Consider the following 23,592-nt stretch of genomic DNA (forward strand, 5'->3'; position numbering starts at 1 on the left):
AATGGTCGAAACCTTACTGGAAGTGCGTAACCTGAGTAAGACCTTTCGCTATCGCACCGGCCTGTTTCACCGTCAGACCGTCGAGGCGGTTAAACCGCTGAGCTTTACGCTGCGCGAAAAGCAGACGCTGGCGATTATCGGTGAAAACGGCTCGGGCAAATCGACCCTGGCAAAAATGCTCGCGGGTATGGTTGAGCCAAGCGGCGGTGAAATACTGATTGACGATCATACTCTGGAATTTGGTGACTACTCTTTCCGCAGCCAGCGCATTCGGATGATTTTTCAGGATCCGTCAACGTCCCTCAACCCGCGCCAGCGTATTTCGCAGATCCTGGATTTCCCGCTGCGGTTGAATACCGACCTGGAGCCGGAAGCGCGTCGCAAACGGATTGTCGAAACCCTGCGTCTGGTAGGTCTCCTGCCCGACCATGTCAGCTATTACCCCCACATGCTGGCTCCGGGCCAAAAACAGCGTCTCGGACTGGCCCGCGCGCTGATCCTGCGCCCGAAGGTCATTATCGCCGACGAAGCGCTGGCGTCGCTGGACATGTCGATGCGTTCGCAACTCATCAACCTGATGCTGGAGCTACAGGAAAAGCAGGGGATATCGTATATCTACGTGACTCAGCACCTGGGCATGATGAAGCACATCAGCGATCAGGTGCTGGTGATGCACCAGGGTGAAGTCGTTGAGCGCGGCAGTACCGCTGACGTGCTGGCCTCCCCGCTCCACGACCTGACAAAACGCCTGATTGCCGGACACTTTGGTGAAGCATTGACGGCCGATGCGTGGCGGAAAGATCGTTAGCCGTTGCGTAACCCGCTTGCCAGCAGAGTAAACACCTCGATGGCATGCGGCAGCGTCTTCTGCGGCTCGTCACTCGCGGCAATCATCAAGGCAGCATTCAGCGCAACGCCGTTCAACAGATGGGCTGCGACTTTCGCATCCATTTTTTTAAGCACGTTGCGTTCGATTAATTTTTCGATGGTCTGGCGGGTCGACTCAAGACAGCTGTTCTGGCTGGGCCATTGCGCCGGATCGCCCAGAACGGCCGGACCGTCAAGAAGCACGATACGCTGAACTTCCGGAACGAGCGCCATGTTGATGTAGGCGATGCCTTCCGCCAGCAGTCTCTCCCAATCATCGTCTGTGGCCGCGGCAACGGCTTTCGCGTTGCCCGCCATTTCGCTGTCTATCTGCGCGACCACCGCCGCCAGTAACCCTTTCTTATCTCTGAAATTATGATACAGCGCACCGCGCGTTAACCCCACGCTTGCCGTCAGTTCATCCATCGACGCTGCAGCAAAGCCTTTCTCAGCAAACGCCTTTCGCGCCGCATGAATCAATTTTTCGCGATTTTCCTGAGCTGTTTCAGCACGACGTTTTGTAGCCATAGAACTTCCTATAAAAGCGATATTTTTAATTTGACATACGAGGCGTATGTGAATTACATTTTTTTTCACATACATTGCGTATGTTACTTCTCTTAAGTAACCACAACAACGCCTCTGACAGAAAAGGAAATGCCATGCATCCACGTAATCCTGTCTTCCCTGCCAATCGACATGCCCTTTATGAGGAGCATGGCTATTCGGCTGCTATTCGCTCTGGCGATCTGTTATTTGTTTCCGGTCAGGTCGGCAGCCGCAGCGATGGCACGCCTGAACCTGATTTCGCCGCTCAGGTGCAGTTGGCATTCGATAATTTACACGCGACTTTGGCCGCCGCAGGATGCACTTTTGACGATCTGATTGATGTCACGACGTTTCATACCGATCCAGAAAACCAGTTCCCCGTCATCATGGAGGTGAAAAAACTGGTGTTTCCACAGCCACCTTACCCAAACTGGACGGCTATCGGCGTTAACTGGCTGGCCGGATTTGATTTTGAAATTAAGGTTATTGCCCGAATCCCCTCGCCAGCGAATTAATATCCGGCCGTCTTAGCGTGAAGCTTCTGGCCAACCTCTGGTTGGATGAGGCGAACCCAGCCCCCGGTGATATACTGCTGGAATACACACGAAATAGCCTGATAAAGAGTCAGTTCAACGTCTTTCGTGCGCCCAGTCACGGCACGTGAGCGAGAAATATCGTGACACAAGGGGCTGTGAGTGGGCTATAATTTCGAGCTAATTTCGAATGATTTTGAAATACTGCCTGTAACGCTATGAATTACAAGGCAAAATAAGCAATGAATATAAGGATTAAAGCTATGGGTTTTCTTTCCGGTAAGCGCATTCTGGTAACTGGCGTTGCCAGCAAACTGTCCATCGCATACGGCATCGCACAGGCTATGCATCGCGAAGGCGCTGAGCTGGCGTTCACCTACCAGAACGACAAGCTGAAAGGCCGTGTTGAAGAATTTGCCGCGCAGCTGGGTTCCAGCATTGTTCTGGAATGTGACGTTGCACAAGACGAAAGCATTGATGGCATGTTTGCTGAACTGGCAAAAGCATGGCCGAAATTCGACGGTTTCGTTCACTCCATCGGCTTCGCTCCGGGCGATCAGCTGGACGGCGACTACGTGAACGCGGTTACCCGTGATGGCTTCAAAATCGCTCATGACATCAGCTCCTACAGCTTCGTTGCGATGGCAAAATCCTGCCGCGCGATGCTGAACCCGGGCGCAGCCCTGCTGACCCTGTCCTACCTGGGCGCAGAACGCGCTATCCCTAACTACAACGTTATGGGTCTGGCGAAAGCGTCTCTGGAAGCCAACGTGCGCTATATGGCGAACGCAATGGGTCCTGAAGGCGTGCGTGTTAACGCAATTTCTGCGGGTCCAATCCGTACTCTGGCCGCTTCCGGTATCAAAGATTTCCGTAAAATGCTGGCACATTGCGAAGCGGTTACCCCGATTCGTCGTACCGTTACCATCGAAGATGTGGGTAACTCTGCGGCATTCCTGTGCTCTGACCTTTCCGCAGGTATCTCCGGCGAAGTGGTTCACGTGGACGGCGGCTTCAACATCGCTGCCATGAACGAGCTGGAAATCAAATAAGTCTGTTACTCTCTTCCCGCCTGGGAAGAGAGTTTTCTCCCCTCCCCGCACTTCGTTATTCCGTTCTGCTATTTGTTATCACCTAACAATATTTTTCCCCTCATCCGCCTTACGCCAGGATATTGATCGCCATTTTGAGATCAAGGAACGCCCATGGAACAACGCCGTTTTTCCGGCAAAGGCCACTGGTATCACGAAACCCAGTCGAATCATTCGCAGACGGACGTTCTGCCGCTGGTGCCTGAAGCCGCTAACGTCGACGATCGTTTTTTGCTCGATTTAGCCCTGCCTGACGACATTGCCGCAAGCTGTTGTGGGTGGCTTACGCCAGCCCGAACCTTGTGCCGCCTCTTATTCCCGCTCGATACTCCCGTAAACCGTCTGCACACGCTTAGCGCCTACGACAGACTGAGCACGGCGTTGACGGTTTCCCAGGCGTGTGGCGTCCAGCGGCTCTGTAACCACTACGCGGCGCTCCTCGCCCCCCTTCCGGGCCCCGACTCTTCCCGGGAAAGCAATCGACGCCTTGCAGAAATCACTCAGTATGCCCGCCAGCTGGCGAGCTCTCCGGACGTCATTGACGATAAAGCGCAAACTCAGCTTGATGAGGTGGGACTGACAACGTATGACATTGTGCTTATCAACCAGATCATCGGCTTTACTGGTTTTCAGGCGCGGGCGGTTGCAGTGTTTCAGGCGCTGCTTGGCCATCCGGTACGCTGGCTACCGGGACACCACATTCAGCCCCATACACTACCGCTGAGCTTTACCCGATGGACAGCCACCCAGCCCGTAGTCGAACTAAAATATGCCAGTGCGGTTCAACTTGAGGCGCTCTCACGCTGGCAGGCCGAACCTGCGCTTTCAGCGCTCACGCCGGTTCTCTGCCATGAGCCGATGCTGCTGAATCTGACGGGCGAGATACTGGTTAACCACCCACAAAGCGAAGCCCAGCCATCTGCATCGCTCTCAGCCGCCCATGCGCTGCTGCTTACGTCTCCCGATCGTTTTAGCGCCGCCCAGTTAACGCCTCTCACGGAGGCCGGTATCCCGCCGGGCAAGGCAATTAACCTGTTAACCCACGGCGCTTTTAATGGCTGGCTGGACCGTCTTCGCGTGGCGCTTGGCAAAGAGGAATAACCACACGCTTTACCTAAAGAGCGCTTGCTGTAGCAGTGAGAATCGCGTAAAACTGTCAGCCGCTCAATGGCTACGAAAATAGAACATTATGTTTCAGGACAACCCGCTGCTAGCGCAGCTTAAACAGCAACTACATTCCCAGACGCCCCGTGCAGAAGGGGTCGTAAAAGCCACGGAAAAGGGCTTTGGCTTTCTTGAAGTTGACGGACAGAAGAGCTACTTCATTCCGCCTCCTCAGATGAAGAAAGTGATGCATGGCGACCGCATTTCGGCCGTTATTCATACCGAAAAGGAACGAGAGTCTGCCGAGCCGGAAGCACTGATCGAACCTTTCCTGACCCGCTTTGTCGGGAAAGTGCATAAAAAAGACGATCGTCTTTCTATCGTACCGGATCATCCTCTCCTGAAAGATGCCATCCCTTGCCGCGCTGCGCGTGGCGTTGAGCATGACTTTGTCGAGGGTGACTGGGCGGTTGCCGAAATGCGCCGTCATCCTTTAAAAGGCGATCGTGGTTTCTACGCCGAGCTGACCCAGTTCATCACCTTTGGCGACGACCATTTCGTCCCATGGTGGGTGACGCTGGCGCGCCACAACCTCGAAAAAGAAGCGCCGGATGGCGTAGCGACCAAAATGCAGGACGAAGGTCTTGAGCGTCGCGATCTGACAGCGCTGGACTTTGTCACCATCGACAGCGCCAGCACCGAGGATATGGACGATGCGCTGTATGCCGAAGAGGCAGCGGATGGCAAAATGCATCTGACCGTCGCCATCGCCGACCCTACCGCATGGATTGTCGAAGGCAGCAAGCTGGACGAAATGGCCAAAGTGCGTTCGTTCACCAACTACCTGCCGGGCTTCAACATCCCGATGCTGCCGCGCGAGCTTTCCGACGATCTCTGCTCCCTGCGTCCCCATGAAGTGCGTCCGGTACTGGCCTGCCGCATGACCATCGCGGCTGACGGTACCATTGAAGAAGATATCGAATTCTTCGCCGCCACTATCGAATCCAAAGCTAAACTGGCTTATGACAACGTGTCCGACTGGCTGGAAAATACCGGCAGCTGGAAGCCTGAATCCGATAATATCGCTGCGCAAATTCGTCTGCTGCATCGCGTCTGCCAGAGCCGCAGTGAGTGGCGCCAGACCCACGCGCTGGTATTTAAGGACCGCCCGGACTACCGCTTTGTGCTGGGGGAAAAAGGCGAAGTGCTCAATATCGTCGCCGAGCCACGCCGTATTGCCAACCGTATCGTTGAAGAAGCGATGATCTCCGCCAACATTTGCGCCGCACGCGTGCTGCGCGACAAGTTAGGCTTTGGCATTTACAACGTGCACACCGGCTTTGACCCGGCTAACACCGAAGCGCTGGCCGCCCTGCTCAAAACCCATGACGTCCACGTCGATCCGGAAGAGGTGCTGACCCTGCCAGGCTTCTGCAAGCTGCGCCGCGAGCTGGACGCACAGCCGTCAGGTTTCCTTGACAGCCGCATTCGCCGCTTCCAGTCCTTTGCGGAAATCAGCACGGAGCCAGGCCCGCACTTCGGTCTCGGTCTTGAGGCTTACGCCACCTGGACCTCCCCGATCCGTAAGTACGGCGACATGGTTAACCATCGTCTGCTGAAAGCGATCATCAAAGGGGAATCTGTTGCCCGCCCACAGGATGAGACTACGTTGCAGATGGCAGAGCGTCGCCGTCTGAACCGTATGGCGGAGCGTGATGTCGGCGACTGGTTGTACGCGCGTTTCCTGAATGATAAGGCAGGGACTGACACCCGTTTCCCGGCTGAAATCATTGACATCAGCCGCGGCGGTATGCGCGTGCGTCTGGTGGATAATGGCGCCGTTGCCTTTATTCCTGCCCCGTTCCTGCATGCCGTTCGCGACGAACTGGTTTGTAGCCAGGAAAACGGGACCGTGCAAATTAAAGGCGAAACGGTTTACAAAGTCACTGACGTGATTGATGTAAACATCGCTGAAGTCCGCATGGAAACCCGCAGCATTATCGCGCGCCCTGTCGCCTGATAACCGCGTAGACTCCCGGCCGTTCCGTTCAGGGATGGCCGGGAGTTCTCCCCAGTATTATCTCTCGCAAAATCATCGTTTTTTCTCACACTTTTCTGTTTCCTACCGCCACATTTCGCCAGAATTATCTACAGTAAAAAGAGCCGTCATAGTCGACTGCAAATGAATAATTTGTGCGCTACTCAGCAGCCGCGGGAGAAAACGGGATGGACGATCTGGAGCAGAATTTGCTGTTTCGTTACATGGGTACGCATAGCCCCTGGTGGCGACTAACAGCAGACAGCAATGCTCTGCATCTTGCTGCCAGTGAAAGCGCTGACATCGTTCAGGTGGTTGCGCTGGACGATGAGCAGGCTGCTCTGATTCGCCAGCTCACCGTTATCACCGCCAGCATTGCCATGACCCTTCCCTTGTATGGTTTGGACGTTCCCGTCCATCTTGTCGGTCGTAAAATTAACAAAAATGAGTGGGCGGGAACGGCATCAGCATGGAACGACACGCCTTCCGTGGCGCGCGATCTGGCGCAGGGACTCTCCTTCGCCGAACAGGTGGTGTCCGAAGCTAACTCCGTAATTGTCATCCTCGACCAGAACGGGAATATTCAGCGCTTCAACCGTTTAAGTGAAGAATATACGGGCCTGAAGGAACAGGAAGTCATCGGGCAAAACGTGTTTAAACTGTTCATGAGCCGCAGCGAAGCCGCGGCCTCAAAACGCAACATCACCGGTTTTTTTCGTAACGGCAGCTCCTACGAAGTCGAACGCTGGATCAAGACCCGCAAGGGGCAACGCCTGTTTCTCTTCAGAAATAAATTCGTTCACAGCGGCAGCGGGAAAAATGAAATTTTCCTCATCTGTTCGGGTACCGACATCACGGAAGAGCGTCGGGCCCAGGAGCGCCTGCGCGTTCTCGCCAATACGGATACGATTACCGGTTTGCCTAACCGAAATGCCATCCATGAGCTGATCTCCGACGCCATCACCTCCCGGGGTGAAACGCAGGTGGGCGTGGTTTATCTCGATCTGGATAACTTTAAAAAAGTGAACGATGCCTATGGGCATATGTTTGGCGACCAGCTGCTACAGGCCGTTGCGCTGGCGATCCTGAGTTGCCTGGACGACGGACAAACCCTGGCGCGCCTGGGTGGGGATGAGTTTATCGTGATGGCCACCGATACCTCGCAGGGCGCTCTGGAAGCTATGGCGTCGCGCATTCTGACCCGACTGCGGCAGCCTTTCCGCATCGGGCTGATAGAGGTTTACACTGGCTGCTCGCTTGGTATCGCGCTTGCGCCCCAGCACGGTAACGATCGGGAAAGCGTCATTCGCAATGCCGACACCGCCATGTACACCGCCAAGGAAAATGGCCGGGGTAAATTCTGCGTCTTCTCGCCAGAGATGAACCAGCGCGTATTTGAATATCTGTGGCTGGATACCAACCTGCGTAAAGCGCTGGATAACGATCAGCTGTTAATTCACTACCAGCCAAAAATGACCTGGCGCGGCGAAGTCAGAAGTCTGGAGGCGCTGGTGCGCTGGCAGTCACCAGAGCGTGGCCTGATCCCGCCGATGGAATTTATCTCCTATGCAGAAGAGTCAGGGCTGATAGTGCCCCTTGGCCGCTGGGTTATGCTCGATGTGGTGCGCCAGGTGGCAAAATGGCGCGACAAAGGGATCAACCTGCGCGTCGCGGTCAACGTCTCCGCCCGTCAGCTGGCGGACCAGACCATCTTCAGTGACCTGAAGCAGGCGCTGAAAGACCTGAATTTTGAATACTGCCCGATTGACGTGGAATTGACCGAAAGCTGTCTCATCGAAAATGAAGAGCTGGCCCTGTCAGTGATCCAGCAATTTAGCCGCCTGGGGGCGCAAATTCACCTTGATGACTTTGGTACGGGGTACTCTTCCCTGTCGCAGCTGGCGCGCTTCCCTATCGACGCCATCAAGCTTGACCAGTCCTTCGTCCGGGATATCCATAAGCAGTCCATTTCACAGTCGCTCGTGCGCGCGATAGTCGCCGTGGCACAGGCGTTGAATCTGCAGGTCATTGCTGAAGGGGTGGAGAGTGCAAAAGAAGACGCCTTTCTGACGAAGAATGGCGTCAACGAACGGCAGGGTTATCTTTTTGCTAAGCCCATGCCCGCAGCCGCATTCGAGCGATGGCTAAAGCGCTATCAGGCCAGGAATGTCCGTTAGCTGGCTTTGCGTAAGCCCGTCGCCTGATGGCGATTTTGCAGCATAACCAGCCGCTCCATGTAGGCGATATCCTTCGGTTCAAGGCAGAAGGCGGCATCCACCCAATCCTCTGTAATGTCCATCAACTCGCTTCGCGGAAGTGGCAGAACACGCGTACGCGCGCGCAGCATGGCCCTTACGCCGTTCAGCTTCGGCTGTAGCGTGTCGATAAACGTCCGTACCGAAACATAGCTCTGTAACGGCTCGAATAAGAGATCCACAAGACCGTGTTGTTCATACCATTCCGCCGTATGCGACTCACCTTTATAAATCAGCGCCTCTGCCATTTTCATGCCGGCACGACGCGCCACCAGTGAATAACCGCCCATGCCCGGGAACAGATTGAACGCGATTTCCGGAAAGCCTAATCGGGCATCGCGCTGGGCCAGAATGAAATGATGCGCGAGCGCGGCTTCAAACCCGCCCCCTAACGCGCTTCCTTCCACCATCGCCAGCGTGACAGCACCGGTATCGAACCCTCGTGAGGCGGCATGAACGCAGTCCACACAGGCCCGGGCATAGGCGCGTAACGCTTCGCGTCGGTTGTTTTTGATGCACTCAACGAAGAATTGTAAATCACCGCCGGTATTGTAGATGTCAGGGACCAGCGATCCGGTGACCCAAAAATCAACGACATATCCGGACTGGCGAACCAGCCAGGAGAGATTCATGATCTCCTCGATCAGCGCATGATTGAAGCAAGGCCGTGGCGTGGCACGTAACATCATCCACACCGTGCGCCGTTCGGCCTCATAATAAGCCGCCAGTTGAGTGAATCGTTCAGCATCAGTAAACAATGTGCAGGTTGTCTGGTTGATAACTGTCATAGTCGAATTCCTCTTATAAAAAAGCGCGTTGCGCGCAGTTTTAGACTAATCTACCCCTACAACCCGCAGCATACGGGGGTTAAATTTGTCACTTTCATTTATGAACTTTGGTTATTGCATTTTTTACCTTCTCTTTTGAATCAATTTTCTGCATCATTGATAATATTAACTTTTCGCTTCAGGGTGAGCTTATGTCTAACATTGATGCAACAGCCGTGGCACAGCGTATTGATACTGTGCTGGATATTCTTGTCGCGGGCGATTATCACTCTGCTATCCGTAATCTTGAGATCCTCAAGTCTGAACTGCTGGCTGAGAACGGCACTGATAACGCATCAGAATCCACTCAACCAAAAGCCCCGTGGGAAGTGTAACCACGTCGTTTTCGCCCTTGCCTTTTAAATGGATGCTATGAATTCCCGACAACAAATCATTTTGCAGATGGTGATCGATCAGGGACGCGTAAGCGTAGTCGATCTCGCTAAAGCTACCGGCGTTTCTGAAGTCACCATTCGTCAGGATCTGAATCTTCTGGAAAAACAGAGCTACCTGCGGCGTGCGCACGGATATGCCGTTCCACTGGACAGCGACGACGTTGAAACCCGCATGATGAACAATTTTGCGCTCAAGCGGGAACTGGCGGAGTTTGCTGCATCCTTAGTGAATAACGGTGAGACCGTCTTTATTGAAAATGGCAGCAGTAACGCCCTTCTGGCGCGCACGCTTGCCGATCAAAAAGACGTTACCATCATTACCGTAAGCAGCTATATCGCCCATCTGTTGAAGGAAACTCGCTGCGAGGTCATTCTGCTGGGCGGCATTTACCAGAAGAAAAGCGAAAGCATGGTGGGGCCATTAACGCGTCAGTATGTTCAGCAGGTTCACTTCAGTAAGGCATTCATTGGCATTGACGGCTGGCAGCCCGACACCGGCTTTACCGGTCGCGACATGATGCGTTCAGACGTGGTGAACGCCGTACTCGCCAAAGAGTGTGAAGCGATTGTGCTGACCGATAGCTCTAAGTTTGGCGCCGTACACCCTTATACGATGGGTCCGGCTTCGCGCTTCAGCCGTGTGATCACGGATGAGCGTTTACGCGATGAATATCGCCAGCAATTAGAACAAGACGGCCTGACTGTCGATATTGTGAAAAAAACGGCCTGATTATCCTGCAGCGCCCGAATAATGGGCGCACTTAAACCTTTCTCTGAGAGTATTCCGACCCTTCCTTTAAGAGTTTTTACCTGTTGAAACTGTTCTAAACACGTAAAATTAATATTAGCGATATAACAGGAAGTGACTATCACCTGCGTGATGATGTAACGCCTGCGCGACCAGCTTTCACGGGAACAGAATTTAAGTATGGATATTGTCTATACTTAAAGTGCATTCCTTTCCGTGAATCGATAATTCAGGAGAAAGTATTATGACCTTTACCAGCAAAAAATTAGCCGCCGCTGTTCTGGCAATCACTGTAGCAATGTCTCTGAGCGCTTGCTCTAACTGGTCTAAACGTGACCGTAACACCGCGATTGGTGCCGGTGCTGGTGCGCTTGGTGGTGCAGTATTAACGGATGGTAGTACGCTGGGTACATTAGGTGGTGCTGCCGTAGGTGGTATTATCGGTCACCAGGTGGGCAAATAATCACCATAACGGCTCTCACCGGTATAATAATATATTTTGTATTTTCAGGTCTGACTTACGCACGTAAAAAAAAGAGCCACGGCAATGTCCGTGGCTCATTTATTTTAACCGCCCGCCAGTTTGACTTTCATACCTTTGGCTTCCAGGAGCGTTTTAATTAAATCCCGCTTATCGCCCTGAATCTCAATTATGCCGTCTTTTAGTGCCCCACCGCATCCGCACTTCTTTTTAAGCTCAGCGGCGAGCTTTACCAGCTCTGCATCATCCAGATCAATGCCGGTGATAAGGCAAACGCCTTTCCCTTTTCTGCCACTGGTCTGGCGCTGAATACGCACGATTCCATCACCTTTCGGACGTTCAACTTTCTCTTTTGGCTCTTCAATGCGCCCGGTATCTGTTGAATAGACCAGACGAGTGTTGGCATCACGCATTATGCCCCCTTTTTCAGTGATGCATTAATCGCTTTCAGAGTCTCTGCCGGATAAGCGGATTGCGTCACCGGGCGACCAATTACCATATAGTCTACCCCCGCGCTCAGCGCCTGCTCTGGCGTCATGATGCGTCGCTGATCCCCTGACTCGCTGCCTGCCGGACGGATACCTGGCGTCACCAGTTTAAATTCGCGGCCTAACTCAGATTTGAAGCGAACCGCCTCCTGAGCTGAACAGACCACGCCATCAAGCCCACACTGTTGCGTGAGGCGCGCCAGACGCTCCGCATGTTCGGCAGGTGACAACGTCACACCCAGGTCACGAAGGTCAGATTCATCCATACTGGTCAGCACGGTGACGGCGATAAGAAGCGGAGCGTCATTGCCAAACGGCACCAGCGCTTCGCGCGCAGCCGTCATCATACGTGCCCCACCGGAGGCATGAACGTTAACCATCCACACACCCAGTTCAGCCGCCGCAGCAACGGCGTGGGCAGTGGTATTCGGAATATCGTGGAATTTCAGGTCGAGGAAAACGTCGAAACCACGCTGGTGCAGATCGCGGACGATTTGCGGACCGAACAGCGTAAACATCTCTTTGCCTACTTTAAGACGGCAATCCCGGGGATCAATACCATCAACAAAGGCCAGTGCGGCGTCACGGTTATTGTAATCCAGAGCAACAACTACAGGAGAATCGGTAACTACGCGGGAAGTGGAGGAAGTAACAGACGTCATGACCAGCCCTTTTCGTCTATGGGCGCGCAGCGGCGCGGAACAGATAAACGGCGTGCATTCTACCTGCCCTCGGGGTAAATGAACAGAATCGAATGCTTTTCCTGCTGAACCACAGACCGCATGGTGCTGAAAGAAATAATGCACTCTTTAGTATGTTGTAACTAAAATGGAGTGTTTTAAAAAATCACTGCCCGTCCAGACCACGAATTGGCTTGATGGTGGACCAGGCCCGGCAGGAAGGGCAATGCCAGTAGAGCGAATAGGCGGTGAAGCCGCATTTCTGGCAGCGATAGCGCGGCTTGCTCCGCACCTGTTCACCGACCATGTCTCGCAGCACCATCAGGCTCTCTTTAGCGCGCCCTTCTTCTGCATCGTTAAGATGATAATCCATCAGCTTGTGGAAGACGCGCATCGTCGGATGGCGCTGCAACTGACGGGTAATGTATACCTGGGCGGTATCACTCCCTTCGTGCTCTTCGACGACATCCGACAGCATCAGCTCGGCTGTGGCACCGGTGTTTTCTTCAACACAGCGGCGCAGGAATGCAACCCACTCGTCCTGCTTACCTAACTGCTGATAGCAGGTTTGCAGCATTTCCAGTGTTTCGCTGACCAGCTCTTTGTCCTGATCGATAACGCGAAGCAGGCTTTCCACGGCTTTGGCGTAATCACCATTAGCCATAAAGACCCGCCCCATCATTATCGAGATGCGGGCGCTGTTGCGATCGGCCGCGGCGCCTTTTTTTAGCAATGCCATGGCCTTATCCATGTCATCGCTACCCATTTGCTGAAGGGCCAGCTCGCAGTAAAAATGGGCAATTTCGACGCGCTGTTTGTCTTTGCCGAGTTTGACCAGCCGTTCGGCGGTATCAATCGCTTTTTGCCAGTCGCTGGTTGCCTGGTAGATTTGCAGAAGTTGCTGAAGCGCACCGATACGGAAATCGGTCTCATCCACCAGCTGAGAGAACATATCTTCTGCGCGATCGTACAGGCCCGCCGCCATGTAATCTCTGCCCAACTGCTGCACGGCCAGCAACCGTTGCTCATAGGTCAACGATGCGCTTTCCATCAGGGTCTGGTGGATACGGATGGCACGGTCAACCTCTCCGCGCGAGCGGAACAGGTTTCCCAGGGTGAGATGCGCCTCTACGGTGCCGGTATCCTCTTTGAGCATGTCGAGGAACAGATCGACCGCTTTATCCTGCTGATTGCTCAGCAGGAAGTTCACCCCCGCAACGTAGTCACGGGAGAGTCGGTTTGCTTCATCCTGTTTTGTTTGTTGCGCGCTTCTGCGGCCCATATACCAGCCATAGGCTGCGGCGACAGGCAAAAGCAGAAACAACAACTCCAGCATATTCGATTATTCCTTGACTACCGGCACACCAGAGCTCGCCGGAATGTCAGTCGCAGGCGTAAGTTGATGTTCAAGTCGTTTAATTTTACGTTCAGCGCGAACAAGGGAAACACGAACCTTAAGCCAGAACAGGCCACATACAAGCCAGCCGATGACAAAACCCGCTGCGAATAACACAGCCAGCAGGCTCGACACCCGGTACTCGCCCTGCGCCAGCAGATAGTTGAAACTTACCTGTTGATCGTTTTGCGCGCCCAATGTGACTGAAATGACAAAAATCGCCAACACCAGTAAGAAAATGAGTAAATATTTCACATGACTTCCCGTTATGTGGTTCGAGCGTATAAAGCGTGTTCAACTCACTGCAATCAGCCTTATAAGCTACCATTTTAGTGGCGGGCGCGAAACGGAAAAAGTAATGCGCCCTTCATGGATTTATGGTCAAAATGCGGAATATCAAGCTTCAGGTTCCGCCAGACTCCCTTTCGGCTATTTCTTCCTTCTCTTCCTGCGGTGGCGTCAGAGGCCCACAGAAACGTTGTGCAAGCCAGGTCGCCAGCGTAACCAGTACCCACGAAATCAGCGTAGCCACCACCAAATCACGCGGCCAGTGCATCCCCAGCAGCATCCGGCTGCCCATTACGCCTGTCGCCCAGACCAGCAAAATCGCAATCGTGAGGGTACGTCGACGTGGCCAAAGCAGCCCCACGCCGAGTAGCGCCCAGCTGGCAGCAAACATCGTATGTCCGGAAGGAAACGCAAAGCCGGTCTCTTTTTGCCAGTGTTTGCGTAAAAATGTCGGGATATCCTGCTGTTCCGCAAGCTGTTCTTTCACCAACGCCCCGCGATCCTTACGCTTTAAAGTGTAGAACTCATCTACCGGAATATGGTGCGTTTTTTCCAGCCAGATAACAAAGGGACGGGGTTCCTGCACGCGATCTTTCACCCACGACTTCACCCCCTGCCCGACAAGAATGGCGCCTCCGAGAATGGCAAATAATACCAGCGCCGCGCGAAGACGAAAGCGCAGGCACCACAGGAACCAGGCACAGAGCAGCACGTGCGTTATAATCCCCCAGGGCTGGGTGACCGTCTCAGTTATCCAGTATAAGGCTTTCAGCCACGTCTCGTTTTGTCCGGGCTTCCACATCCAGCCGGAGAACCAAACGATCAGGGGTATAACAAGCAATACGGCGGCGCCTGCGGCCGTGCGTCTGGCAATTGAAAGCATGTCCTCTCCTTTTTCACTAAGCACCACAATCATAACTGAATTTCCACCTTCTGGTGGATATGTCGGATCGTGCGTTTAACGTCCGTATAGCGTGGTGGTGATTAGGTGAAGTAGCCGGGCTTGTGGCAAAATAGTCCAATACAGAAAGCAAAATGGGGCAAAGGCACGAAACGTGTCAGCCTGGTATGGAGAATCACATGCAGCTTAAACGTGTGGCAGAAGCCAAACTGCCAACCCCATGGGGCGATTTCCTGATGGTGGGTTTTGAAGAACTGGCAACCGGACAAGATCACGTCGCCCTGGTATACGGTGACATTTCGGGGCAGACGCCGGTACTGTCCCGCGTTCATTCTGAGTGTCTGACCGGTGACGCGCTCTTCAGCCTGCGCTGTGACTGCGGTTTCCAGCTCGAAGCCGCTCTTTCTCATATCGCAGAGGAAGGACGTGGCGTGCTGCTGTATCACCGCCAGGAAGGACGCAATATCGGTCTGCTGAATAAAATCCGCGCCTACGCGTTGCAGGATCAGGGCTATGATACCGTCGAAGCCAACCATCAGCTCGGCTTTGCTGCTGACGAGCGCGATTTCACCCTCTGCGCAGATATGTTCAAGCTGCTGGGCGTGGACGAAGTGCGTCTGTTGACCAATAACCCGAAGAAAGTGGAGATCCTCACTGAAGCGGGCATCAATATCGTTGAACGCGTGCCGCTGATTGTTGGCCGCAATCCGAAAAACGCGCACTACCTCGATACCAAAGCTGCAAAGATGGGGCACCTGCTGAGCGAGTAAACGCAAAACGCCCGGCACTTCTGCCGGGCGAGATTTATCAGTCCAGCATTTTACGAATCACATAATGTAAAATGCCGTCATTCTGGTAATAGGTTAGCTCTGTTGCCGTATCAATACGACACCGACAATCCAGCACTTCTGTTGTACCATCTGCCCGCGTTAACTTCACCGGAACGGTTTTACCCGGTTGCAGATTTTGCAGACCGCTGATATCAATCTGCTCTTCCCCGGTCAGACCCAGCGTTTTACGCGTTATGCCCTGCGGGAACTCCAGCGGCAGGATCCCCATCCCGATCAGGTTTGAGCGGTGGATACGTTCAAAGGATTCGGCAATCACCACGCGAACCCCGAGCAGACGTGGACCTTTAGCCGCCCAGTCGCGACTGGAACCAGAGCCGTACTCTTTACCGGCAATAACGGCCAGTGGCGTACCCTCCTGCTGATACTTCATGGCTGCGTCATAAATTGAAATGACCTCTGTATCTGGCAGGTGGCGCGTCATGCCCCCTTCCACGCCCGGGACCATTTCATTACGAATGCGGATGTTAGCAAATGTCCCGCGCATCATCACTTCGTGGTTACCGCGGCGCGAACCGTAGGAGTTAAAATCGCGACGTTCCACGCCACGGCTTTGCAGATACCGACCTGCCGGACTGTCCGCTTTGATGCTCCCCGCTGGTGAGATATGGTCAGTGGTGACGGAATCGCCCAGCATCGCCAGAATGCGCGCGCCGTGAATATCTTTCAGCGGTGCAGGCTCCGCCAGCATCTCATCGAAGAAGGGCGACAGACGAATATAGGTGGAATCATCCTGCCAGTCATAGGTATCGGAACCCACCACGTCGATCGCTTTCCATTCCGCTGTACCTTCGAACACTTCCGCATACTCTTTGCGGAACATCTCGGTGGAAACTTTCTCTACCGCGCGCGCAATTTCACGCGATGATGGCCAGATGTCTTTCAGATAGACAGGTTCGTTTTTGCGATCGTGACCAATCGGATCGGTCGCCAGGTTAATGTTCATGTTTCCGGCCAGAGCATAGGCTACAACCAGCGGCGGCGAGGCCAGCCAGTTGGTTTTCACCAGCGGATGAATACGCCCCTCAAAGTTTCGGTTACCGGAAAGTACCGCGCCAACGGTCAAATCACCCTGCTTGATCGCCACTTCAATAGGCTCAGGCAGTGGACCAGAGTTACCGATGCAGGTCGTACAGCCGTAGCCCACCAGGTTAAAGCCCAACTCGTCGAGGTACGGCGTGAGTCTGGCCTGCGCCAGGTAATCGGAAACCACTTTCGAACCAGGCGCCAGCGACGCCTTAACCCACGGCTGTGGCTTGAGCCCCAGTTCTACCGCTTTTTTCGCTAGCAGCCCGGCTGCCATCAGCACACTCGGGTTGGACGTGTTGGTACAGGAGGTGATAGCGGCGATCACCACGGCGCCGTCAGGGAGCTGATACTGATGCCCGTTCAGAACATAGTCCACAGGACGGTGATCTTTTTGCGCGGCGTTAACCTCCAGCTCATTGCTGGCGGCAAAGGCTTTCGGAACGTTGCTCAGGGCGACGCGGTCCTGCGGTCGTTTCGGCCCTGCGAGGCTTGCCTCAACGGTGCCCATATCCAATTCCAGCGTGCTGGTAAATACCGGCTCGTCACCCGGGTTACGCCACATGCCCTGCGCTTTGGTGTAGGCCTCTACGAGCGCCACCTGCTCCTCGCTGCGACCACTGAGGCGCATATACTCAAGCGTAACGCTATCAATCGGGAAAAAGCCGCAGGTCGCACCATATTCCGGCGCCATGTTGGCGATGGTGGCCCGGTCCGCCAGCGGCAGTGAATCCAGACCATCACCATAAAATTCAACGAATTTACCCACCACGCCATGCTTACGCAGCATCTGGGTGACCGTCAGAACCAGATCCGTGGCGGTAATGCCTTCGGACAATTTACCGGTCAGCTTAAAGCCCACCACATCGGGAATGAGCATCGATACCGGCTGGCCGAGCATGGCCGCTTCCGCTTCAATACCACCGACGCCCCAGCCCAGAACGCCAAGGCCGTTAATCATGGTCGTGTGTGAATCGGTGCCCACCAGCGTATCCGGGTAAGCCACCCACTCTTTATCCTGCAATTCACTCCAGACGGCTTTGCCGAGATATTCCAGGTTGACCTGGTGACAAATGCCGGTGCCTGGTGGAACAACGCTGAAGCGGCTGAACGCCTGCTGACCCCATTTGAGGAAGACATAGCGTTCATGGTTACGTTCCATCTCCAGACGGACGTTTTCACCGAAAGCATCGTCGTCGCCGAAGTGGTCGACGGTGACGGAGTGGTCGATGACGAGGTCTACCGGTGAGAGCGGGTTCACCTTAGCCGTATCGCCCCCGAGACGCTTAACAGCTTCACGCATGGCGGCCAAGTCCACAACCGCCGGCACGCCGGTGAAATCCTGCATCAATACCCTGGCCGGGCGGTAGGCAATTTCTTTGTCTGCATGAGCATTTTTCAGCCACCCTGCCAGAGCCTGGATATCCTCCTCGGTAACCGAGTCGCCATCTTGCCAGCGCAAGAGGTTTTCCAGTAGTACTTTCAACGACTTGGGTAACCGCGAAATGTCCCCAAGCGTCCTGGCAGCCAGCGGTAAGCTGTAGTAGCGCCAGGTTTTATTTTCCGCCTGTAATGTGTCCTTACTGGCTTCGCGTAGGGTTAACGACATAAGCTCCTCCTTAAAAACAGGGATGTCCTGACAATCATCAGGGCTGTAATTAAAGATAACACAAAGATGTCGTAACGTTTTGATAACAACCCAAATTGATAAATTTAGGAATGGTCCAACGCGAGGGATTAAACAAAAAACCCCGCCGTGGCGAGGTTTTACGATTTAGTGTAAGGCCAGCCAGAGGAGCTGACACCAGAAGAGGATCGACGCTGAGAATACGCCGAGCCATGACCAGTATTTTACGGTTGTCATGTTATTCATCATAGGGACACCAGACTTTAATTATTTAAGGATGCGAGGTCTGCCCTCGTTCTATATTGCTGATGTGTATTTATTAAGGAGTACAAAAGTGCACAGTCTTTATTCAGACTATTTGCATCATTACGCAAAAATCAAAATTATTGTTTTTTGGGTTCGTCTTCTGCGAACACATCAATAAAGGCCTGCTGCTGTGGCGTCAGTTGCCAGGAGGCTGGCACGCTGGTTCCTGGCGCCTTACGCGCTTTGTGAGCATTGTCACGAAGCTGACACATCTCTTTTCTCGCGTCAGTACGCACCGTCATGACCATATTCAACCCCAATATTTCCAGACGAGAAGAGCAACAACCACCCAGAACAGGGCAGAGCCGAGAAAGACCGCCAGCCAGGCTTTACGCTTAAGCGCGGGATCCCTTTGCGGTTCTTCACTTCCTGACGGCATTGCTAACCTCATACAATCGATATCGCTTATCATTTAGAGACCAAACAATTGGCACAAGTAATCATCTGATGAGATAAATCCTAAAGAAACTTTAGCCGAAAAGCCAGTGAATTTACGAATCTGAGCCTGGGAAAATTCAATCTTTTGACCAGAAATAAATAATTGAAAAGAATAATTTGCACACCTGTAAATTAGTTTCTACTTTTGTCGCAAATTTGCGACAGTAAAACCCTATTCATCAAATGGGTTATGACGATATATGACAGTAGGCGCAGATGAGGTTAATTCTAATTTAGATTTAAAGGGGGAAACCGGTATCTTTCCAGAAGAGAAAGATACCGGGTGTAATTATTTGGCAGGAAGTTTGATGTCTTTAAACATCTCTTCGATGTCTTCATTGGAGCGTAACGCCACGGCCGTGTCGACCACGTCACGTGTTAAATGCGGTGCGAAGCGCTGAATAAAATCATACATATAGCTGCGAAGGAACGTGCTGCGACGAAAACCTATCTTGGTGGTGCTGTGGCTGAAGATATCATGCGCGTCCAGACGCACCAGATCCGGGTCTGATACAGGATCCACCGCCATGCTGGCAATAACGCCTACGCCCAGACCCAGACGCACGTACGTTTTAATGACGTCCGCATCCGTTGCAGTGAAGACGATCCGTGGCGTTAATCCGGCGCGGTTAAAGGCGGTGTCTAGCTCAGAACGGCCCGTAAATCCGAACGTATAGGTAACCAGCGGGTATTGCGCCAGCTCTTCGATTGTCACTTCGCCCTTCCCCGCCAGCGGATGATCGGGGGTCACGACAATAGAGCGGTTCCAGTGGTAGCACGGGAGCATGACCAGATCATCGTACAGATGAAGAGCTTCCGTCGCGATGGCAAAATCAGCATTGCCTTTAGACACGGCCTCTGCGATTTGCGTCGGTGAGCCCTGATGCATATGCAGGGAAACGCGGGGATAGCGTTCGATGAAACCTTTGATCACCCCGGGAAGCGCATAACGCGCCTGCGTGTGCGTGGTGGCAATATAAAGGGAGCCTTTATCCGGCCAGGTATGTTCCCCGGCGACGGATTTAATGGCGTCGACTTTGGAAAGCACTTCTCGTGCGATGCGAATGATTTCCTGCCCTGCCGGCGTGACCTGAGTCAGGTGCTTACCGCTGCGGGCAAATATCTGAATACCTAATTCATCCTCCAGCATACGCACCTGCTTACTGATGCCAGGCTGCGAGGTATAAAGACCTTCTGCGGTGGAAGAGACATTGAGGTTATGATTGACGACCTCAACGATATAGCGAAGCTGCTGTAATTTCATGCCAGACCATCCGATTTAGCGCATGCGTCAATCGCTTAATACGATTTGATAATAAGAAACGGGTTAACTATAACCACTATATCATTTATAGCCAGGCTGTATAGTACGGAACAAAAAATAATAACAACGTAATAAAAAAGGGCCGGAAGTCCGGCCCTTTCAAAGGTAAGTTACGGTAAGTGAAGATTATTTTTTACCTTCAACCCATTTCCCGTCGACAAAGAAGGCTGACCAACCGGTCGCTTTACCCTCTTTCTCTGCCGCCACGTACTGCTGCTTCGTTTTACGGCTAAAGCGCACCACGGTTTTGTTGCCTTCCGGATCCTGCTGTGGCGCATCGGCCAGGTAACGCAGTTTCTCCGGCAGACGGTCGCGGAAGCGGTACAGCTCTTCTACCAGCGGCGCACGGGTTTCGCGCGATTTCGGGAAGGTGTTGGCCGCCAGGAATACCCCGGCAGCGCCGTCACGCAGCACGAAATACGCATCTGACTTCTCGCACGGCAGCTCAGGAAGCGGAACCGGATCTTCCTTCGGCGGCGCAACTTCACCGTTACGCAGGATCTTACGCGTGTTTTTACAGTCGTCGTTGGTACATGCCATGTACTTACCGAAGCGTCCCATTTTCAGGTGCATTTCGGAACCACATTTCTCACACTCAACGATCGGACCGTCATAGCCCTTAATGCGGAACTCACCTTCTTCGATCTCATAACCGTCGCAGGTTGGGTTATTACCGCAAACGTGCAGTTTACGTTTTGGATCGATCAGGTAGCTGTCCATCGCCGTGCCGCATTTCTTACAGCGGCGCTTGGCGCGCAGTGCGTTGGTCTCCGCATCGTCACCTTCCAGCACGTTGAGAACTTCGTTCTCCGGCACGAGGTTGATAGTAGTTTTGCAACGCTCTTTCGGCGAAAGCGCATAACCAGAACAGCCGAGGAACACGCCCGTGGTTGCGGTACGGATCCCCATTTTACGGCCACAGGTTGGGCAGTCGATGCTGGTCAGTACCATCTGGTTAGGCAGCATGCCGCCTTCTTCAGGATCTTTCTCAGCTTTCTCAAGCTGGTTGGTAAAATCGCTGAAGAAGCTGTCGAGAACTTTCTTCCACTCGGCCTTATGGCTGGCAACCTCATCGAGACTGTCCTCCATCTGCGCGGTGAAGTCATAGTTCATCAACTCACGGAAGTTAGCTTCCAGACGGTCGGTAACAATCTCACCCATTTTTTCAGCATAGAAACGACGGTTCTCAACGCGAACGTATCCACGATCCTGAATGGTCGAAATGATTGACGCATAGGTAGACGGGCGACCGATGCCGCGTTTTTCCAGCTCTTTTACCAGCGACGCTTCGCTGAAACGCGCAGGCGGCTTGGTGAAGTGCTGGGCCGGTACCAGATCAACCAGCGACAGCTCGTCGCCTTTGTTGACGGAAGGCAGCGTTCTGTCTTCATCACCTTTACGCAGCGCAGGCATCACTTTTGTCCAGCCGTCGAAACGCAGAATGCGGCCGCGCGCTTTCAGGCGGAAATCACCCGCGCCAACGGTCAGCGTAGTGGAGTCGTATTTCGCTGGCGTCATTTGGCAGGCCACGAACTGGCGCCAGATCAGCTGATACAGCTTCTGGGCGTCCGCTTCCATATCTTTAAGAGATTCCGCCAGAACGGAAACGTCAGAAGGACGGATCGCTTCGTGCGCTTCCTGAGAATTCTCTTTGCTGGCGTACTGATTAGGACTGTCCGGCAGGTATTTCTTACCGAAGTTGTCCTCGATATAGCCACGCACCATGCTGACAGCGTCCTGGCTCAGGTTGGTGGAGTCAGTACGCATGTAGGTGATGTAACCCGCTTCATACAAACGCTGGGCCATCATCATGGTTTTCTTCACGCCGTAACCCAGACGCGTACTTGCCGCCTGCTGAAGCGTTGACGTGATAAACGGTGCGCCAGGCTTGCTGCTGGTCGGTTTGTCTTCACGATCCAGAACCTGATAACGCGCTTTTTCCAGCAGCGCTACGGCGGCCATGGTCTGATCGCGATTTTCAGGACGGAACGGTTTGTCGTTGTGGTGGCTCACCTGCAACGGCAGCGCATCGCCGCCCGGCGTGGTGACATTCGCATCCACTTCCCAGAACTCTTCCGGGACAAACGCTTTGATCTCGCGTTCACGTTCGACAACAAGACGAACAGCCACAGACTGCACACGCCCCGCAGACAGGCCGCGAGCGACTTTTTTCCATAGCAACGGCGAAACCATGTAGCCTACAACGCGGTCCATAAAGCGACGCGCCTGCTGAGCGTTAACACGGTCGATATTCAGTTCACCCGGCTTTTCAAACGCCTGACGAATCGCATTCTTTGTAATTTCGTTAAACACTACACGGCTGTAGCGTTTGTCATCACCCCCAATCACTTCCCGCAGGTGCCATGCGATGGCCTCCCCTTCGCGGTCAAGGTCGGTTGCGAGATAAATGTGGTCTGCTTTTTCAGCAAGCTGTTTCAGCTCGTTAACGACTTTTTCTTTGCCTGGCAGCACTTCGTACTGTGCATCCCAGTTGTGCCATGGGTTAACACCCATGCGGTTGACAAGCGCGCTACGTTCATCCTTTTTAGGCTTTTTAGCCCCTTTGGTGGAGGTAGAGTCTGCGCTCTTTTTGCTGGCTGAGCCACTTGTCGGCAAATCGCGAATGTGACCAACGCTGGACTTAACCACGTAGTCATTGCCCAGATATTTATTGATCGTTTTGGCTTTTGCCGGGGACTCAACGATGACGAGAGCTTTACCCATATTCACCTTTACCTAATTTAATTCTTCCAGGAATACGCCGCACGTTGATTTCCCTTCCGCTGACGACGAGCCATTGATATTGCGACGTCGTCAGCGGATATCAACCCCTTTGTCTTACCGAACGTCAGTATGGCGACATCCAGGTCATTGAGTTTTCGGGTATTTTTCTCACATCAAAGTTCATTCGTGACGAATTCCCGGTCGAATGTCAAGCAATTCTGTTGCCAGAATGACGAAAGCGCACACTGTACCTGATAAAATTCGTTACGCAACTTTATTAGCATGCAAAAGCAAATCCCGCCAGCCAGCCCCTGTTCCTTATACCCGCGAATAGCAGGGAAAATTTGCCCCCGAAGCGACCCAGGCGTAGACTATTGTCACTGTTTAAGGAGTGGAATATGCAGAATACGACCCAACCCATTGACCGAGCTTCACTGCTTATCGAAGCAAACAAACTCATTCGCGACCATGAAGACACCCTGGCGGGGATTGAAGCGACTGGCGTGGAACAACGTAATGGCGTGCTGGTGTTCAGCGGTGAATACTTCCTTGATGAACAAGGGTTACCAACCCCGAAAAGCACCGCCGTGTTTAACATGTTTAAATACCTGGCGCATACCCTCTCAGAGAAGTACCACCTGGTCGATTAAAACGAAAA

General features: G+C 53.3%; 24 protein-coding genes. 11 read left to right on the forward strand and 13 right to left on the reverse strand.

Annotated features, from left to right (window positions below):
* Position 1 precedes the first annotated feature (1 nt).
* Positions 2-808: a putrescine export ABC transporter ATP-binding protein SapF gene (sapF, locus tag ACOTXC_RS02145; RefSeq protein WP_421767368.1), complete on the forward strand. Its 807-nt coding sequence runs from the start codon at positions 2-4 to the stop codon at positions 806-808.
* Here the strand turns inward: sapF and ACOTXC_RS02150 are convergent.
* On the reverse strand, positions 805-1,395 hold the full coding sequence (locus ACOTXC_RS02150; RefSeq protein WP_022648309.1) for a TetR/AcrR family transcriptional regulator: 591 nt from the start codon (positions 1,393-1,395) through the stop codon (positions 805-807). The genes sapF and ACOTXC_RS02150 overlap by 4 nt on opposite strands.
* A 134-nt stretch (positions 1,396-1,529) precedes the next feature.
* Between ACOTXC_RS02150 and ACOTXC_RS02155 the strand changes: the two genes are divergently transcribed.
* From ACOTXC_RS02155 to pdeR, 5 genes are all read left to right on the forward strand, one after another.
* Positions 1,530-1,931 carry a RidA family protein gene (locus ACOTXC_RS02155; RefSeq protein WP_063146366.1) on the forward strand — a complete coding sequence of 134 codons (402 nt, stop codon included), beginning with the start codon at positions 1,530-1,532 and terminating at the stop codon, positions 1,929-1,931.
* Positions 1,932-2,212: 281 nt separating this feature from the next.
* On the forward strand, positions 2,213-3,001 hold the full coding sequence (gene fabI, locus ACOTXC_RS02160) for an enoyl-ACP reductase FabI (protein WP_003856831.1): 789 nt from the start codon (positions 2,213-2,215) through the stop codon (positions 2,999-3,001).
* A 153-nt stretch (positions 3,002-3,154) separates the two neighbouring features.
* Positions 3,155-4,141, forward strand: coding sequence for an oxidoreductase (locus tag ACOTXC_RS02165; protein ID WP_032676207.1), 987 nt, complete (start codon positions 3,155-3,157; stop codon positions 4,139-4,141).
* Positions 4,142-4,229: 88 nt separating this feature from the next.
* On the forward strand, positions 4,230-6,164 hold the full coding sequence (locus ACOTXC_RS02170; RefSeq protein WP_023300251.1) for an exoribonuclease II: 1,935 nt from the start codon (positions 4,230-4,232) through the stop codon (positions 6,162-6,164).
* Between the two features lie 206 nt (positions 6,165-6,370).
* Positions 6,371-8,359: a cyclic di-GMP phosphodiesterase gene (gene pdeR, locus ACOTXC_RS02175; protein ID WP_032624132.1), complete on the forward strand. Its 1,989-nt coding sequence runs from the start codon at positions 6,371-6,373 to the stop codon at positions 8,357-8,359.
* Here pdeR and ACOTXC_RS02180 read toward each other — a convergent pair.
* Positions 8,356-9,225, reverse strand: coding sequence for a crotonase/enoyl-CoA hydratase family protein (locus ACOTXC_RS02180; RefSeq protein ID WP_022648314.1), 870 nt, complete (start codon positions 9,223-9,225; stop codon positions 8,356-8,358). The two genes, pdeR and ACOTXC_RS02180, sit on opposite strands and share 4 nt — an antisense overlap.
* Positions 9,226-9,416: 191 nt before the next feature.
* Between ACOTXC_RS02180 and ACOTXC_RS02185 the strand changes: the two genes are divergently transcribed.
* From ACOTXC_RS02185 to osmB, 3 genes are all read left to right on the forward strand, one after another.
* Positions 9,417-9,599 carry a hypothetical protein gene (locus ACOTXC_RS02185; protein ID WP_022648315.1) on the forward strand — a complete coding sequence of 61 codons (183 nt, stop codon included), beginning with the start codon at positions 9,417-9,419 and terminating at the stop codon, positions 9,597-9,599.
* A 37-nt stretch (positions 9,600-9,636) separates the two neighbouring features.
* On the forward strand, positions 9,637-10,389 hold the full coding sequence (locus ACOTXC_RS02190) for a DNA-binding transcriptional regulator YciT (protein WP_022648316.1): 753 nt from the start codon (positions 9,637-9,639) through the stop codon (positions 10,387-10,389).
* Positions 10,390-10,651: 262 nt separating this feature from the next.
* Positions 10,652-10,870 (forward strand): osmotically-inducible lipoprotein OsmB, encoded by a 219-nt coding sequence (osmB, locus tag ACOTXC_RS02195; RefSeq protein WP_003856823.1) that lies wholly within the window; start codon positions 10,652-10,654, stop codon positions 10,868-10,870.
* Between the two features lie 104 nt (positions 10,871-10,974).
* Here the strand turns inward: osmB and yciH are convergent, their stop codons facing one another.
* The 5 genes from yciH to pgpB form a co-directional block, all read right to left on the reverse strand.
* Positions 10,975-11,301: a stress response translation initiation inhibitor YciH gene (yciH, locus tag ACOTXC_RS02200; protein ID WP_045308898.1), complete on the reverse strand. Its 327-nt coding sequence runs from the start codon at positions 11,299-11,301 to the stop codon at positions 10,975-10,977.
* Positions 11,301-12,038 (reverse strand): orotidine-5'-phosphate decarboxylase, encoded by a 738-nt coding sequence (gene pyrF / locus ACOTXC_RS02205; RefSeq protein ID WP_032624129.1) that lies wholly within the window; start codon positions 12,036-12,038, stop codon positions 11,301-11,303. Before pyrF ends, yciH begins: the two co-directional genes overlap by 1 nt.
* 184 nt (positions 12,039-12,222) lie before the next feature.
* Positions 12,223-13,392 carry a lipopolysaccharide assembly protein LapB gene (lapB, locus tag ACOTXC_RS02210; RefSeq protein ID WP_003856819.1) on the reverse strand — a complete coding sequence of 390 codons (1,170 nt, stop codon included), beginning with the start codon at positions 13,390-13,392 and terminating at the stop codon, positions 12,223-12,225.
* 6 nt (positions 13,393-13,398) lie between these two features.
* Complete coding sequence (locus tag ACOTXC_RS02215) at positions 13,399-13,707, reverse strand: LapA family protein (RefSeq protein WP_006810839.1); 309 nt, start codon at positions 13,705-13,707, stop codon at positions 13,399-13,401.
* Between the two features lie 148 nt (positions 13,708-13,855).
* Positions 13,856-14,623, reverse strand: coding sequence for a phosphatidylglycerophosphatase B (gene pgpB, locus ACOTXC_RS02220; protein WP_032622464.1), 768 nt, complete (start codon positions 14,621-14,623; stop codon positions 13,856-13,858).
* Positions 14,624-14,820: 197 nt separating this feature from the next.
* Here pgpB and ribA point away from each other — a divergent pair, with 197 nt between their 5' ends.
* Positions 14,821-15,411: a GTP cyclohydrolase II gene (gene ribA, locus ACOTXC_RS02225; RefSeq protein WP_013096372.1), complete on the forward strand. Its 591-nt coding sequence runs from the start codon at positions 14,821-14,823 to the stop codon at positions 15,409-15,411.
* 37 nt (positions 15,412-15,448) lie between these two features.
* Here ribA and acnA read toward each other — a convergent pair whose 3' ends face one another.
* The 6 genes from acnA to topA form a co-directional block, all read right to left on the reverse strand.
* Positions 15,449-18,124 (reverse strand): aconitate hydratase AcnA, encoded by a 2,676-nt coding sequence (gene acnA / locus ACOTXC_RS02230; RefSeq protein WP_023306390.1) that lies wholly within the window; start codon positions 18,122-18,124, stop codon positions 15,449-15,451.
* 165 nt (positions 18,125-18,289) lie between these two features.
* On the reverse strand, positions 18,290-18,388 hold the full coding sequence (gene ymiC / locus ACOTXC_RS02235; RefSeq protein WP_032103392.1) for a small membrane protein YmiC: 99 nt from the start codon (positions 18,386-18,388) through the stop codon (positions 18,290-18,292).
* Between the two features lie 137 nt (positions 18,389-18,525).
* Complete coding sequence (locus ACOTXC_RS02240; protein WP_162200559.1) at positions 18,526-18,690, reverse strand: hypothetical protein; 165 nt, start codon at positions 18,688-18,690, stop codon at positions 18,526-18,528.
* Between the two features lie 8 nt (positions 18,691-18,698).
* Positions 18,699-18,839, reverse strand: a complete 141-nt coding sequence (locus tag ACOTXC_RS02245) for a YmiA family putative membrane protein (protein WP_096168876.1) — start codon at positions 18,837-18,839, stop codon at positions 18,699-18,701.
* 336 nt (positions 18,840-19,175) lie between these two features.
* Positions 19,176-20,150: an HTH-type transcriptional regulator CysB gene (gene cysB, locus ACOTXC_RS02250; protein ID WP_006810844.1), complete on the reverse strand. Its 975-nt coding sequence runs from the start codon at positions 20,148-20,150 to the stop codon at positions 19,176-19,178.
* Between the two features lie 186 nt (positions 20,151-20,336).
* On the reverse strand, positions 20,337-22,934 hold the full coding sequence (gene topA / locus ACOTXC_RS02255) for a type I DNA topoisomerase (protein WP_022648322.1): 2,598 nt from the start codon (positions 22,932-22,934) through the stop codon (positions 20,337-20,339).
* Between the two features lie 398 nt (positions 22,935-23,332).
* Between topA and ACOTXC_RS02260 the strand changes: the two genes are divergently transcribed.
* Positions 23,333-23,584 carry a YciN family protein gene (locus tag ACOTXC_RS02260; RefSeq protein ID WP_003856804.1) on the forward strand — a complete coding sequence of 84 codons (252 nt, stop codon included), beginning with the start codon at positions 23,333-23,335 and terminating at the stop codon, positions 23,582-23,584.
* Positions 23,585-23,592: the final 8 nt, after the last annotated feature.

Origin of the sequence: Enterobacter cloacae complex sp. IR5428, assembly GCF_049238585.1 — a bacterium.
Lineage (GTDB): Bacteria > Pseudomonadota > Gammaproteobacteria > Enterobacterales > Enterobacteriaceae > Enterobacter > Enterobacter intestinihominis.